At 45.0% G+C, this 14,786-nt stretch carries 12 protein-coding genes; 9 read left to right on the top strand and 3 right to left on the bottom strand.

The window, feature by feature from the left end; translation table 11 throughout:
- Positions 1 to 343 precede the first annotated feature (343 nt).
- Together ACZ5V1_RS12825 and ACZ5V1_RS12830 are read left to right on the top strand one after the other, a co-directional pair.
- Complete coding sequence (locus ACZ5V1_RS12825; protein WP_464389170.1) at positions 344 to 988, top strand: TetR/AcrR family transcriptional regulator; 645 nt, start codon at positions 344 to 346, stop codon at positions 986 to 988.
- 179 nt (positions 989 to 1,167) lie between these two features.
- A complete protein-coding gene (locus tag ACZ5V1_RS12830) occupies positions 1,168 to 1,833 on the top strand; it encodes a response regulator (RefSeq protein ID WP_464389171.1) in 666 nt (221 codons plus the stop codon).
- 133 nt (positions 1,834 to 1,966) lie between these two features.
- On the opposite strand, the gene ACZ5V1_RS12835 is transcribed toward ACZ5V1_RS12830, so the two are convergent.
- Positions 1,967 to 3,223, bottom strand: a complete 1,257-nt coding sequence (locus ACZ5V1_RS12835) for an outer membrane homotrimeric porin (RefSeq protein WP_464389172.1) — start codon at positions 3,221 to 3,223, stop codon at positions 1,967 to 1,969.
- Between the two features lie 674 nt (positions 3,224 to 3,897).
- On the opposite strand from ACZ5V1_RS12835, the gene ACZ5V1_RS12840 reads away from it, so the two are divergent.
- On the top strand, positions 3,898 to 4,986 hold the full coding sequence (locus ACZ5V1_RS12840; protein WP_464389173.1) for an SEL1-like repeat protein: 1,089 nt from the start codon (positions 3,898 to 3,900) through the stop codon (positions 4,984 to 4,986).
- Between the two features lie 98 nt (positions 4,987 to 5,084).
- Here ACZ5V1_RS12840 and ACZ5V1_RS12845 read toward each other — a convergent pair whose 3' ends face one another.
- Together ACZ5V1_RS12845 and ACZ5V1_RS12850 are read right to left on the bottom strand one after the other, a co-directional pair.
- Positions 5,085 to 5,534 (bottom strand): NanQ anomerase/TabA/YiaL family protein, encoded by a 450-nt coding sequence (locus ACZ5V1_RS12845; protein WP_464389174.1) that lies wholly within the window; start codon positions 5,532 to 5,534, stop codon positions 5,085 to 5,087.
- Positions 5,535 to 5,691: 157 nt separating this feature from the next.
- A complete protein-coding gene (locus tag ACZ5V1_RS12850; RefSeq protein WP_464389175.1) occupies positions 5,692 to 6,168 on the bottom strand; it encodes a pyridoxamine 5'-phosphate oxidase family protein in 477 nt (158 codons plus the stop codon).
- A gap of 414 nt (positions 6,169 to 6,582) precedes the next feature.
- Here ACZ5V1_RS12850 and ACZ5V1_RS12855 point away from each other — a divergent pair, with 414 nt between their 5' ends.
- The 6 genes from ACZ5V1_RS12855 to ACZ5V1_RS12880 all read left to right on the top strand — a co-directional run bounded on the left by ACZ5V1_RS12855 (position 6,583) and on the right by ACZ5V1_RS12880 (position 14,610).
- Complete coding sequence (locus tag ACZ5V1_RS12855) at positions 6,583 to 6,981, top strand: winged helix-turn-helix domain-containing protein (protein ID WP_464389176.1); 399 nt, start codon at positions 6,583 to 6,585, stop codon at positions 6,979 to 6,981.
- Positions 6,982 to 7,183: 202 nt separating this feature from the next.
- Complete coding sequence (gene fdnG, locus ACZ5V1_RS12860) at positions 7,184 to 10,225, top strand: formate dehydrogenase-N subunit alpha (RefSeq protein ID WP_464389177.1); 3,042 nt, start codon at positions 7,184 to 7,186, stop codon at positions 10,223 to 10,225.
- 46 nt (positions 10,226 to 10,271) lie between these two features.
- Positions 10,272 to 11,000, top strand: coding sequence for a 4Fe-4S dicluster domain-containing protein (locus tag ACZ5V1_RS12865; RefSeq protein WP_464389178.1), 729 nt, complete (start codon positions 10,272 to 10,274; stop codon positions 10,998 to 11,000).
- Positions 11,001 to 11,058: 58 nt separating this feature from the next.
- Complete coding sequence (locus tag ACZ5V1_RS12870) at positions 11,059 to 11,997, top strand: formate dehydrogenase accessory protein FdhE (protein WP_464389179.1); 939 nt, start codon at positions 11,059 to 11,061, stop codon at positions 11,995 to 11,997.
- 17 nt (positions 11,998 to 12,014) lie between these two features.
- Positions 12,015 to 12,902 (top strand): formate dehydrogenase accessory sulfurtransferase FdhD, encoded by an 888-nt coding sequence (fdhD, locus tag ACZ5V1_RS12875; protein WP_464389180.1) that lies wholly within the window; start codon positions 12,015 to 12,017, stop codon positions 12,900 to 12,902.
- Between the two features lie 34 nt (positions 12,903 to 12,936).
- Positions 12,937 to 14,610: an FmdE family protein gene (locus tag ACZ5V1_RS12880; protein WP_464389181.1), complete on the top strand. Its 1,674-nt coding sequence runs from the start codon at positions 12,937 to 12,939 to the stop codon at positions 14,608 to 14,610.
- Positions 14,611 to 14,786: the final 176 nt, after the last annotated feature.

Here is a 14,786-nt window from a genome sequence, read left to right on the forward strand (position 1 = left end):
CCGTCGGCACCGTTGCTAATGCATGTCTATTTGTGCTTCAGACATACCACCTCGACTCACCATTCGTTTTATCTAGGCAGATATGTCTATTCACAATAGATAGTTGCATGCAACGTAAAGCCTTGCCGACAAAAGTCGGCAAGGCTTTTTTACATGCAAATGTTTCGACAAAACAAAATATAAAATACGTATTATTTTCTACAGACAAACCACTAACCTAGGTTACACTCCGACTCGATTTCCATACATAATTCGCACTGGTTACCTAAACAGCGAGCTTGACTTTATTTTTACTCATCCTGTAGGAGTAACACTCATGCAATGACTGTTGGTCATTTTATGAATGACCATTCATTTTCACTATAATCAGAAAGACACAACGACTGTGACAATAAAGATAACTCGTAAGCAAAAAGCAGAACAAAAAACCCGCCATTCAATTCTAGAAAGCGGAGTTTCGATAATTCAGACCCACGGTCTGGAAAATTTTACTATGCATAAAGTTGCTAATCAGACTGGAATAGCAAAAGGAACGCTGTATCTTTATTTCAAAAATAAAAATGAACTCTTACTTTCTGTTGCAGGGCATTGCTTTGAACCGTTGAGTCGCAACATTCGAAGGATTTTCGCAAGTGATATCAGCCCATTGGACAAGCTTGAAAAATACATTCATCTGTCTTTTACTCATATCGAACAAAACAAAGCTGTATATTACGAATTGCAACTTACTTTTATTACTCTCATTGAGAAAGATATTAACGATAAAACTTCAACGTACTGGGAAATGATTAATATTTTTGCACGTACCTTTGAAGATGGAATTTCTAAAAAATTACTTCGCCCGATGGATGCCAATAGAACAGCTATCTTTTTTATTGATTCGATCGATGGAGCAATGACACGACGAATTGTTTCTACAGTTGGTAACTCTGCTGAAGATGACGCTCATGAGCTACTCAACATATATTTACACGGGCTTGCCTTATAAATAGACCAAGCTCCGTTAGAACGCAGAATGACCACTGCTAACCTTGTAACATGGGTTGAAGGCATAAGTTAACACCTGTTCCTTCATACTGTATTCACAAATCGACCAGAATATACTGCCCTATGTTTTAATGGATGACACACACTTTATCTTTTCTTTAAATCAGCTGGATTAGAACAATGAAAAACAGCCCGAACAAACCGATTCGTATTCTCATCGTTGATAATCACGAAATATTTCGGATGGGTTTACGCGAAGGCCTCTCTGCAAACGATGATATTACCATCGTCGGAGAAGCTTCAAATGGTGAGGATGCGCTTTCTCAAGTAAAGCTCGTTTTACCTGATGTCATTCTCATGAATATCGGCATGCCTGTCATGGATGGTATCCAGACAAGTTTGGAAATGAAAAAACGCAACATCTCCAGTAAGATTGTCATTCTTACACATAACACTTCTGGAGACGCCGTATTTTCCGCTATTAAATCAGGTGCAATGGGTTACTTACTCAAAGATATTTCATTATCAGACCTTGCGCAGAATATACGCAAAGTTCAAAGTGGAGAACCTGCATTTACACCATCAATTGCCCTCGAAGCTCTTTCAATTATCGCTTCACCGGGCGAGCACAAGCATGCTGAACCACACCCGCTTACTCCAAGAGAAGTGGAAATTCTGCAGCTCGTTGCTAAAGGAAAAGGCAATAAGACAATTGCTGACGAACTGACTGTAAGTGAAGCAACAGTCAGTACGCATATGAATAATATTCTCACAAAACTGCATCTTTCCAATAGAGTGCAAGCAACACTATATGCCCTACGCAAAGGATTATCTTCCCTTTCGTAGGTTTTACCGTACAAATAAAAAGCCCCGCTACACATCGTGTAGCGGGGCTTTTTTACGCAAAAAAAGAGGTACCCGCCAGGGTACCTCTTATAGTGGCTGTTAGCTCACTGACTTTGTAAAAACTACTTCTAAATTAGAAGTTGTATTTTGCGCCGATTGCAGCTTTGAAAACGTCGTCAGTTTTAGGAGCTGCGTCGTCGAGATCAGTTACTACGTAAGCAAGGTCAACGATGAGATCAAGGTTGTCGTACATTGCGTAAGTAGTTACGAAGTCAAATTCGTATGCTTTATCGTCAGTAGTCCAATCATTGATGTCAGCTGTGATATCGTCGTCGTTAGTGCCCTGGATGTAAGTAGCACGGAAAGTATGGGAAACTTTTTCGATGAAGGACATTTCAGAAGCCTGGAGGGATACACCCCATTTGCCAGCTGCGCTACCAAAGAGAGCATCTTCAGAAGTTGCAGCAGCACCGTAACCTACGAGAGTAGTAGGAACGAAGTTGAAGCCACCGTTGATGATAGGAAACACGTTATCACCAGCAGTATTGTCAACACCAGAACCGTACCATGCGAGAATTGCAGGAACTGCGAAGTCCATTGCGTAAGCAGCTTTAGCTGCGAGGAAGTAACCTGCGTCGCGGGAATCAACTTTACCGTAGATACCATCAAAAGCAAGAGTAAGGTTTTCGATTGGAGCAGCTTCTACAGCAACACCGTACCACTGAGCTTCTTTACCAGCAGTAGCGCCAAGATCAGCGTAACCAACGCCAGTATTATCGCCGTTGTTGGAGAACATGAAGTAAGGAGAAACAGTTACTACGTCGAAATCAGCGGAAACGATAGCACCGAAGAGGTCTGCAGTAGTGCTAGCAGTCTGGAACTTGTCTTTAGAACCAGCGTATGGACGAGCAAAGAAAGCTGTTACGCCAACGTTGTCGAAAGAAGTGCTAGCTACGATAGCTGCAACGTCGTCGTTGATGATTGGGGAACCAGCAACAGCACCTGGAAGTGCGAGACCCTGGATACCAGCACGTACCTGAACGGTAGTGGAAGGAACCATGAAAGTCATGTAAGCACGTTTAGTTTCGATGTTAACGCCGTCAGCGCCAATCTGGCCACCGGTGCCGCCGCCAACGTTATCAGCTTTGTTGTAACCCCAGTCCTGGTCGATTTCGAAGAATACGGTAGCGGAGAGGGACTCAGATGCGATGATGTCGATCTGGGAACGGAAGCGCTGGGAGAAGTCGTTAACTTTGCCCTGTTCGTCTACGTTAAGGTAGTCGTAACCAGCGTAGAGGTAACCGGAAGCCTTAAATTCAGCAGCAGATGCACCAAAAGATGCACCAAGCACCATGCATGCAGCAAGTGCGAGAACGATAATACGTTTCATAATAAATTTTCCTTCTTAAGTTCACTAAATTCCAAAGTCAGTGGCCGTTCAAATTTTTGTACCCTTAGGTAAAAAAATAAGCAGCCGTGGTTGAAGCTCTTGTTGCTGAGGTGGCTTCATGCAATTTTTCGTGGCTAACGAAGAAACTACATGCCTCTGCGGTGAGCTTCATATATGAATGAGAATGGCTAAACTCTCAGTTCATGCAGAATGGAAATTCTTATTCATTTTCTCTAGGCATAACTCATAAAATTATTCTCATACGTTTCGCCTACAGGCAGTACATATGATCTAGACAAAAATCTTTTTCCTGCACTTGGTTTATACATGCTCCGATGTTTTTGCATCAATAAAAACTTAGAACTGAACCTTTTTATATCTACACATTTTAGTCTATACTTATACATATTTTTATGCAGGTAAGTATTTTTTTAATCCTCTGGATGTCGTAGTACGAAACACTTTCCTTACAATATATTCTAACAAGATTTCATTTGCTAAAAAGCACATCCACTCTTGATTCGCTACTTTTTATTTTTTAAATAGTATGAAACAAGGCAACGCGTACAATTTATTCATACCCGTGTTTCAAACTTGAACACGCGAGCATTGCAATGTAATGCAAATATACACCTTACTGATTCCTACACTATTCATGACTGACTGGAGCGCCTGTGTTTTCTTCCGTAAAAAAGCTATTTACCAAAGCATCTCAAAATTCTTCTCTTGAGCAGGCTCTCCTAGCCTATGACGCTGAAGAGTATGAGCTCGCTATTTCTCTTTTTGAGTCATTAGCACGCGACAGAACTCCCAAGGCACTCTACTACCTTGGCACATGCTATTTTTGGGGATTAGGAACAGAAAGCAATCAGGAAAAAGGACTCCGCCTGTTTATTGCCGCAGCCGAACAAGGCTACTGTCAGGCTCAAATAGAGCTTGGCTATATCTATCGTCACGGATACGGCGTTACGGCAGATTGCAAGACATCCTTACAATGGTACGAGAGAGCTCAAGCGACAGGTAATCCAGATGCCATTGCGGAAGTTGCTCATTGCTATGAATATGGTGAAGGTGTTGATCAAAATCTAATCAAAGCACTAGAGCTCTATGCTGACGCTGCTGAAGGCGGCAACGCCATAGCACAGTTCACACTCGCAAGCTTCTATACTAAAGGTATAGAGGTGGAGTACGACCCTATCACAGCGTTTTATTGGTTCAAACGTGCTGCTGATCAAGATTTTGCAGATGCTTATATTCACGTTGCTGCAAGCTATGCACGTGGTGAAGGCGTTGGTACTGATTTGAACAAGGCTATTTCATGGTATGCCAAAGCGGCAGAACATGGTGATGCCGTGGCACAGAATAATATGGGCTACTACTACACAACCGGAACCGGCGTTGTGCAGGATGAAGAAAAAGCAACGTTCTGGTACTACCATGCTGCAAAGCAAGGGCATGCAATTGCACAATATAACCTTGCTGAACGTTACAGAATCGGAAGCGATGGTGAGAAAAAATTAACCGAAGCGGCCTACCTGTATCTCGAATCTGCAATGCAGAGCGATAAGGATGCGCAGTATCGTATAGCTATGTGCTACAAATTTGGTGAGGGTGTTGAAAAGAACCTAGAGCAATTTGTGTACTGGATAGAAGAAGCAGCACGGCAGGGACAACAAGCAGCTATCGATGAGATCAATACATATATTACTCCAGAGATCCCTCAGCAGCCTGTGCCTGAAACTGACTCGACGATTCTGGAATAAGCTGTACCCAAAATATTCTTCCGACATAAAGCACAAACAAAAAGTGTGCGACGCTTCACTGATTTTTGATCAGAGAACCATCGCACACGCTATCTATATTAGCTAACTGCTACTTTGAGAATAACCTTATGAATTTCATCGTCTGAGATAAGAGGCATGTGCGCGTCTTCTGGAAAAAAAATAGCAAATGATCCCGGCAGAACAGTATTCCAGCTAGTCGGAACATCGTCGTAAAAATACACATCTGGGTACTCTTCCGACTTTTCAGCAGGCACAGCAATCTCTCCCCGAGACTTCCAGCCCATCTGCTCATTACCCTGAATCACAAACTGAATATCAATATATTCGTCATGCGCTTCAAGCTTTGCTTCTTCAACAGTTTTTCCCTTTTGATGAACTACTGTGGCAAAAAGACTTCGTCCCACAATTTCATATTGCCCATCAGCCAACTCTCGCAAGTCATCTCGACGCAGAAAAGCAAAAGCATCAGCAAAATATGGGGATAACGATTCATATCTTGCAGCATGTTCCAGAACATCTAAAATCATTACAGAATCCTCATTAATAGAATAAATATCGAGCGCCACACTGCATTAAAAGAATTGCTTTTTCAATTACTATACTTACCCGTAATTCTGAAAAACGTTTCACTCCCCTGCTCATACCTAGTCTATTTTATTTCGGTTTATTCTGATCTATTTTGGTCTACTCTGACCAAATTCCAGATTGCTTCACACTGATATCCTTAAGTTCAATCTTCAACACACAGGTTTTGCGAACAGCAGCTTCAGGTTTTATACCTGCTCTTCCATAGTACTTCCTACATATAGCATCAAGAATCTGCATTTTCTCGTCAATATCCTCCACAAACTCAACGACTCCTTGCGCCATCAAACACTGATATGAATAATCACTCTTGCAGATATTTTTATCGGTTGAAGTGGAAACAAGTGTTCCTTCGCGAGTTGCTTCAAAAAACACATTCGGGTTTTCATTTAACACATCAATCTTTTTGCCTACTTTACTTCCGTGAAGAAAAACCGTTGTGCCTTGATGAGTGAAATTTAACGGAACAACATAAGGTGCACCATTCGAACACATTCCCAACCGACATACAGAAACTGTCTGTAACACTTTGTCGATACTCGCAGGACTGGTAACATCTCCCTCTTTACGTCTCATACATCCCTCCATTTTCTTTTATTACCGAACTACAAACCCTCAAAAAATTCGTTCAGATCATTGCAGATAGAGCAGTTTGCAGCATTTTCCTAGGGTCCTTTCAACACTGCCGCTAACTAATTCCAAACTTCCAATTTAAATCCATACAGAAAGCCTTAGATCACTTCTAATCTAAACCTATGTCTTTTTAGACATAGGTTTCTCTTTTCAAACCTGCAAGGTTCTTATTCCTATGTTTTATTTAACATAGCCAACGTCACTTTTGCTGAAAAACTGATGAACTGCCCTTATTTAAAGGAGTTATGGAACTTAGTGTCAAACAGTGCGTAATTATTTTAAATCTTACTACTTTTGCAATTTGTTATATCTAGTTAGGCATAATAAAAATTACAACGCTCAACATGGATAGAGAATATGACAACAGGCGCTCCTACAATGCGAATTCACCTATGGCTCGAGACCTCCGCCGGAGTTCTGATGGGACAAGGTAGACTGCAACTGCTTGAATACATAGGGCACACAGGCTCGCTTAGTGCTGCCGCGAAAGCTTTAGGTATGTCTTACAGAGCAGCCTGGGGCAAAATCAAAGCATCTGAAGAAATTCTCGGTGTTAAACTGCTGGAACAACAAGCTGGAAAAGGTTCCTCTGCCCAGCTCAGTACAGCCGCAAAACATCTTATTTCGTCCTATAAAGATTGGCTGACTAATGTGGAACAATACGCACTCTCCTCTGCTTCAGAACACTTCGGATATGCACCTGACAAATACTGGTCAATAAAAGACCTACCGTCCCCAGCAATCCCAAAAAAGTAACCTGTCTTTCTTCCTACTTTTGGCATGTATTTAACTACGTTTTGGATACATGAACGGGAAAGGTGTGTCCGTAGCCGTGCTAATGTTAACATACTGATTTTATAGATTTATCTTGCAAAAAAAACGTACAGCATGTGAAAGTTTGCTCTAAGCATTGTATTGATGCAGTGCATTTCTTTTACTCACTACAGGAGGCCAACGCATGAGTTATACGCGGCGAGGATTCCTTAAGCTCACCAGTGCAGGGGTAGCCTGCCTCTCATTGGGCCAATTGGGCTTTGATTTGACGGAAGCGCATGCTTACGCGACTTCCCTCAAAACAAAGGGCGCTAAGGAAGTCATCACTATCTGTCCTTTCTGTTCTGTAAGCTGTCACATCATTGCGCATGTACGCGACGGTAAGCTCATCAGTACAGAAGGTGATCCGGACTTCCCAATCAACGAAGGCGCTCTTTGTGCTAAAGGCGCTGCTCTTCTTTCCATGTCACGCAATGAGCACAGGGTTAAAAAACCTATGTACCGTGCTCCATACAGCGACAAGTGGGAAGAAAAAGATTGGGATTGGGTACTCACTAAAATTGCCCGTAAGGTCAAAGATACCCGAGACAAAGAGATTATCTTAAAGAACGATAAAGGTCAGACTGTTAACCGTCTGGAATCAATGTTCCTGCTTGGTACTTCGCATGCAAGCAACGAGGAATGTGCCCTTATCCATCAATCTATGCGCAGCCTCGGTGTCGTCCACATGGACCACCAGGCACGTATTTGACACAGCGCAACTGTAGCGGCTCTGGGAGAGTCGTTTGGACGCGGTGCTATGACGAACCATTGGATCGACATCAAGAATGCTGATTCAATCCTGATCATCGGCAGTAATGCCGCTGAACACCACCCTATTTCCTTCAAATGGGTATTACGGGCTAAAGACGCAGGCGCAACAGTAATGCATGTTGACCCTAAGTTCTCCCGTACCTCTGCCCGTTCTGATTTCCACGTACCTCTTCGTTCCGGTACAGATATCGCCTTTATGGGCGGTATGATTAACTATGTGCTCGAAAACGAAAAGTACTTTAAAGACTACGTAGTAGACTACACCAACGCTCCGTACATCGTGAGTGAAGGTTTTGAGTTTAATGACGGTCTCTTTAGTGGTTATGATCCTAAGAATCGTATGTACGATCAAAGTTCTTGGAAATTTGATCTCGATTCTGATGGTGTTCCTAAAAAAGATGCGTCTCTCAAACACCCACGCTGTGTTTTCAATCTGCTGAAAAAACACTTCTCACGTTACTCTCTTGATAACGTGTCTTCCGTTTCGGGCGTATCTAAAGAAAATCTGACTAAAGTGTATGAGAACTTCGGTTCCACAGGCACCGCAACACGTGCCGGTACCATCATGTATGCACTGGGCTGGACCCAGCATACCGTTGGTGTACAGAACATCCGAAGTGCTGCAATCCTTCAGTTACTCCTTGGCAACATCGGTGTTGCCGGCGGCGGTATCAACGCACTGCGTGGTGAGCCTAACGTACAGGGTTCAACTGACCATACACTTCTCTATCATATTATTCCGGGCTACATGGCTATGCCAAAAGCCGACTGGCAGACATATGCTGAGTACAATAAAGCAAACACCCCAGTTTCCACCGATACACAGAGTGCAAACTGGTGGCAGCATAAGCCTAAGTACTTCACCAGCTTGTTGAAAGGTTGGTACGGTGACAATGCGACTGCCGACAACGGATACTGTTACGGACTGCTCCCTAAAATTGAAAAAGGCGCAGACCATTCTTACATGTACCTGTTCGACCGTATGTTCAAAAATAAAATCACCGGCGGTTTCATCATTGGCTTGAACCCAATGAACAGTGTGCCTAACTCCAACAAAGTGCGTAAAGCACTTGATAACTTGGACTGGCTGGTAACACAGGAACTTCATCATTCCGAAACCACAGATAACTGGCAACGCCCAGGCGTAGATCCTAAAACGATCAAAACTGAGGTATTCCTGCTTCCTTCTGCACACCGTGTAGAAAAAGAAGGCACAGTTACCAACTCCGGTCGTTGGATCGGCTGGCATGACAAAGCAATTGAGCCAGAAGCAGAAGCACGCTCCTTTGGTGCAGCCTTCGTACCTATGATGAACAAGGTACGCGCTCTGTACAAAAAAGAAGGCGGCAAGCTGCCGGAAGCAATCACATTGCAGAACTGGCCTGAAACATACAATGCCGAGTACTGGACCCGTATTATCAACGGTCAGTTCACTAAAGACACAGTTGTTAAAGGCAAGAAATACAAAAAAGGCCAGCAGGTTCCGTCCTTTACGGCTCTGGGTGACGATGGTTCCACCATGTCCCTTAACTGGCTCTATGCAGGCAGTTACACCGAAGAAGACGGCAACAAAGCAAAACGCCGTAACCCTAAACAGACCGACATGCAGGCAAACATTGGCCTGTACCCTAACTGGGCATGGTGTTGGCCTGTTAACCGCCGTATTCTGTACAACAGAGCTTCTGTTAACGCAGACGGTATGCCGCTCAATCCTAAGAAAGCTGTTATCAAATGGGATGGCAAAAAATGGATTGGTGATGTGCCGGATGGCGGCTGGAAGCCTATGTCCAGCGGCGAAGGCAAACATCCGTTCATTATGAGCAAACACGGACACGGTCAGATTTTCGGCCCTGGCAGAAAAGACGGCCCAATCCCTGAGCATTACGAACCAGTTGAGACTCCAATCAAGTCTCATCCTTTCTCAAAACAGCTCAGCAGTCCTGTTTACAAACATATTGAAAGTTCAATGGACAAGCTTGCTAAACCTGCTGATCCAAACTTCCCGATTGTTCTCACCACATACAGCCTTACCGAACACTGGTGTGGCGGTGGTGAAACACGAAATGTACCGAACCTGCTTGAAGCCGAACCTCAGCTGTATGTTGAGATGAGCCCAGAACTGGCTAAAGAAAAAGGCATTGCAAACGGCGACGGTGTTATTGTGGAAAGTATTCGCGGTAAAGTTGAAGCCATCGCGATGGTGACCGTTCGTATCCGTCCTCTGAAAGTACAGGGCAATATTGTTCACCTTGTGGGCATGCCTTTCTGCTTCGGTTGGACAACTCCAGGGACAGGCGATTCAACGAACAGACTTACTCCTTCTGTAGGTGATCCGAATACAACTATTCCTGAATACAAGGCTAGTTGCGTCAATGTCCGTAAAGCTGACAAGCTTACAGAGATTGACAGATAGATCATTACATCTGCTGCGTACGCAGTGGAATTAAAGGAGCAAGAACATGTCAAAAGCCTTCCTTATAGACACCACACGGTGCACGGCTTGTCGGGGCTGCCAGCTTGCTTGCAAAGAATGGTATGAGCTTCCGGCTAACAAAACCAAACAGGTTGGTACACACCAGAACCCACCTGATTTGAATGCAAATAACTATAAACTGGTGCGCTTCAGCGAGCATATGGACGGAGAAACCATCACTTGGAACTTCTTCCCCGACCAATGCCGCCACTGTGAAGAGCCTCCATGTCAGGGCGCTGCTGATACAGTTGAAGAAGGTGCCGTTATTAAAGATGAAGCCACAGGCGCAGTTATCTTTACAGATAAAATGAAGCAGTTCTCCGACGAAGATTTACAATACGTCAGAGAATCCTGCCCGTACGATATCCCTCGCTGGGATGCGGCAACAAAACGCCCGGGCAAATGCATTATGTGTATCGACAGAGTTCAGGCTGGCAAACTTCCGGCATGTGTCCAAGCATGTCCTACTGGCACCATGAACTTTGGCGACAGGGACGAAATGCTCGCCCTTGCAGAAAAACGCCTTGCTCAGGTCAAAAAGGATCATCCTAACGCAATGCTCGCAGATCCGGATGACGTAAGCGTCATTTACCTGCTTGCAGATGCACCGGAACGCTACCACACCCATGTGGTTGCCGAAGCTCCTGCGCCAAAATCGCGTAGACAGCTCTTTGCATCATTGCGTCCCTCTTTGACACCCGCTTCTAAATCCTAGCTGTTGACCTCAGGGGAGTGGCGAAATTCGCCACTCCCTATCTGGACAGGAGAAATACATGCAAACTGTTGCCGCCACTTCCCACAAAAAATCACTTTCCGTATCGCAAACATTGCATGCAGCGTGCGAAAAACACCCTGCGCTTACGCCGATTATCGAGCAATTTACCGCACTATATTCTGCACGAGCTGAACTTATCGAATCCCTTGCAGACAAGCTTGCAAAGGACAAAAACTGTCCTGCACCGATCATTAGCGAAGAACGCCTTCAGCAGGGGGTCCCAATTCTTTCAGATAGCGATATCGAATGGGCTGCCATTTACTATCCGAAAATCGAAGAAGCTCTGTTCGGAAATCTTGAGGCAGTCGGAACTTTGGAACCAGCAGTAGCACAGTACAAAAAAGCAATTGCAGAAGAAAAAGTTTCTATCACCTCACTGCTCCGTGCCGCACTGAACTCCAATGAGTCTGTCTTTTCTAAAAGTGCGAAGGCTGCGGACATGGAACCTGCCGCTTTGCTTTTCATCACTCAACAAATCGTAAGCTGTGTTCTTGGTGCGTATGCCATTGTACATAACGAAACATTATCAAAAATTTTCTGGCGCGAAGCATACTGCCCTGTCTGTGGATCTTTTCCAGATATGAGCGTGCTGCAACGTCCGGATGTCGACCAGTCTGAATATCTCGCCGGTGGTGGCGGTAAAAAAATGATGCATTGTTCCTGCTGTTCCCACCAGTGGCATTTCCGTCGCGGCACTTGTCCTGCCTGCAATAACGACGACGCTGGCGCCATCCACTATTTCCATATTGAAGAGCAAACAGGCGAACGTGTTGAGTACTGTAACAAATGTAATTCATACCTCAACAATATCGACTTACGAAATTCAACCGCCACTCCAGACCTTGCTGTTGCGCCAATAACCTTGATTCATCTTGATATGAAAGCAGCACAGAAGAAACTTAAACCGCTCGTTCATAGCCTTTGGAACACTTTTTAAGTTGAGTAGGACATCCTATGCAGAAACAATCATCAGCTGTCACAACAGATTCAAGCTCAGCAGTCCAACAAATGTTGACCCGCACTATTCTGCGGTATCGAGAGCAAAAGTCGCATCCTTCAGATGATCAAATTCTGGTAGAATTTCCCCTTGTCATCACGCTGAATGCAATCCCTATTGCCACGCTTGAATGTACACCGGGGAATGAAGTAGCACTTGCACTGGGCTTTTGTATTACAGAACAGCTCATTTCAACCACGGAGCAAGTGCAACTGCTACATCACAAGAGTTCACCGGAAGAGGCTGAAGTCGCCCTTTCCATAAAGGGCGGCAAAGAGCGTGTGTACCAGATTCTGCAACACAAAGGCGTTCGCGTCAGCAGCTCTTGTTACGGCAGTGGTGCACATGGTGCTTCCACTCGCTTCCCTGACGTAGGAAACGACTTTGCGCTTTCTCCTTCACAGGTTCACTCGCTGCAAAAAGAATCCGAAGCATGTCAGGCTCTGTTCAGTAGCACAGGGGCAACACACTTCTGCGCCCTGTACGACACGAATCTTTCTCTCATCGCATATAGCGAGGATGTGGGACGGCATAATGCTCTGGACAAATCCATCGGGCAAACTATGCAGTCCGGCTGTATCGAAGATATCCGGCTTATCCTTCTATCCTCACGGGTAAGTCACGAAATGCTGCGCAAATCTGCCGCAGTAAACGCGCAGGTTATTGCCGGATTCTCCGCCGTAACCAGCTCTGCAATCCATCTGGCTGAACAGACCAACAGAACGCTTCTAGGTTTTGTTCGTAACGGTAGAATGAACATTTATTCCCATAGCGAGCGGCTTGGGCTCTCATCACCAAGCCCGCAAATGCTGCCCGAAACAGCCTCTGTTAACTACGTCCTGTAATTATTCCCAACACATTGATTATTGGAGCAATATAATGTCTCAAGCTCACGACCTTCAACCTGCTTTTAAAAACATAGGTAGTCATACCTTTGATCAATTTATAGACATGGCAACGCTCTTTCACAACTATCCTGCACCAGGTTTGCTCATTGGTGGTTACATGGTGGAAGAAGCCCGAAAACATATGCCTGAAGGCACGTTGTACGAAGCTATTTCGGAAACCACATGGTGTCTGCCGGATGCAATTCAAATGCTCACTCCCTGCACCATAGGTAACGGATGGATGAATGTTCTGAATCTTGGTCGATACGCCATGAGCTTGTATGACAAACACACCGGCGAAGGTGTGCGTGTGTGGCTGGACATTACAAAGATTCCAGAAGACTCAGAGATTCTCGTATGGCTGATGAAAGAAAAGCCTAAACAGGAACAGGATTCAGACAGACTGCGAAAAGAAATTGGCTGCTACGGTGCAGACATTCTTTCCACAATACCAATCTCCGTTCCAAAGCCTAAGCTTATTAAACGCAGCAAAGGCAGCATCATTCCATGCTCTGCCTGCGGTGAACCATATCCTTCTTCTCACGGTGCACTGTGCCGAGCCTGTCAGGGTGAGTCTCCATATGCAGGTCACACAACTCTTTCTGTTCCGTCAGAAATTGTTTTCCCAGTACCGAAAGCACTAAAAACCGTACCTGCCGACACAGCACTGGGCAAAGACGTTGTGCATGACATGACAAGTATTCTCCCCGGCACCAGCAAAGGCGCAGCATTTAAACGCGGCGATACGTTTGGCGCAGGTGATTTATGCAGATTACAGCAAATGGGAAAAAACAATGTCTATGTTGCAGATGCAGACGTGGGCAAAGAATGGGTGCATGAAGACGACTGTGCCAATGCATTTGCCACCGCCATGTGTGGAACAGGTGTGAGCACACAAGGTGAGCCGCACGAAGGAAAAGTAACACTTGTGGCAGAACTTGACGGTTTGCTGAGAGTAAACGCAGACGCCATGAAACGGTTCAACATGTGTTCCGGTGTAATGGCTGCATCACGTAATGGAAACACCATAGTCCGCAAAGGTACAGAGATCGGCGGAACCCGTGCTATTCCTCTATATCTGCAACGCCTCCAGTTTGAACAAGCCTTGCATTCCTTGCAGGAAACTCCGCTTTTTGAAGTACGTCCTCTTATGACAGCTCGAGCCGGTCTTTTAATCACCGGTGATGAAGTGTTCAACGGCGTTATCGAAGACAAATTTCACAGCATCATTCATAAAAAGCTGCTCGGTCTCGGCGGCGATATTCACCGCTCAAAGATTGTTCCGGATAACCGCACCGCAATCAGCGATGCCGCACAGGAATTTGTTCAGGCTGGCTGTAACATCATAATTACAACAGCTGGACTTTCTGTAGATCCTGACGATGTGACACGACAGGGACTGCTTGATGCCGGAGCGCATAATCTGCTCTACGGCGCACCAATTCTTCCCGGTGCAATGACTCTCGTGGGCAAGATAGGTTCAATCCCGTTGCTAGGGGTTCCGGCATGTGCGTTATTCTTTAAACACACCAGCCTAGACCTTATTCTTCCACGTCTCTTAGCCGGAGTACAAATTACAAGAGAAGAACTTGCTTCCATGGGCGAAGGCGGTATGTGCCTTAACTGCGCAAACTGCTCCTTCCCTAAGTGCCCATTTGGAAAATAATTATACATAATGCGCTATGCATATCGTATGGCAAGGTATTCGAACGGCATATCGAAACCCCCTACCCACTGAAAAGGGGCTCAGAAATCTGAGCCCCTTTGTCATTGAGCAAATGCCCGAATAATACCGGTGCATAGGCAGTTCAAGCAAAAGCCAATCGTACGTTACAAAGCCGA

The organism is Halodesulfovibrio oceani subsp. galateae, assembly GCF_055397225.1.

Excerpts from the sequence above, each read along its gene's own strand:
- ACZ5V1_RS12835 (WP_464389172.1), bottom strand. The coding sequence starts at position 3,223 with ATGAAACGTATTATCGTTCTCGCACTTGCTGCATGCATGGTGCTTGGT.
- ACZ5V1_RS12845 (WP_464389174.1), bottom strand. The coding sequence starts at position 5,534 with ATGATTTTAGATGTTCTGGAACATGCTGCAAGATATGAATCGTTATCC.
- ACZ5V1_RS12825 (WP_464389170.1), top strand. The coding sequence starts at position 344 with ATGACCATTCATTTTCACTATAATCAGAAAGACACAACGACTGTGACA.
- ACZ5V1_RS12830 (WP_464389171.1), top strand. The coding sequence starts at position 1,168 with ATGAAAAACAGCCCGAACAAACCGATTCGTATTCTCATCGTTGATAAT.
- ACZ5V1_RS12870 (WP_464389179.1), top strand. The coding sequence starts at position 11,059 with ATGCAAACTGTTGCCGCCACTTCCCACAAAAAATCACTTTCCGTATCG.
- ACZ5V1_RS12850 (WP_464389175.1), bottom strand. The coding sequence starts at position 6,168 with ATGAGACGTAAAGAGGGAGATGTTACCAGTCCTGCGAGTATCGACAAA.
- fdhD (WP_464389180.1), top strand. The coding sequence starts at position 12,015 with ATGCAGAAACAATCATCAGCTGTCACAACAGATTCAAGCTCAGCAGTC.
- ACZ5V1_RS12865 (WP_464389178.1), top strand. The coding sequence starts at position 10,272 with ATGTCAAAAGCCTTCCTTATAGACACCACACGGTGCACGGCTTGTCGG.
- ACZ5V1_RS12855 (WP_464389176.1), top strand. The coding sequence starts at position 6,583 with ATGACAACAGGCGCTCCTACAATGCGAATTCACCTATGGCTCGAGACC.
- ACZ5V1_RS12880 (WP_464389181.1), top strand. The coding sequence starts at position 12,937 with ATGTCTCAAGCTCACGACCTTCAACCTGCTTTTAAAAACATAGGTAGT.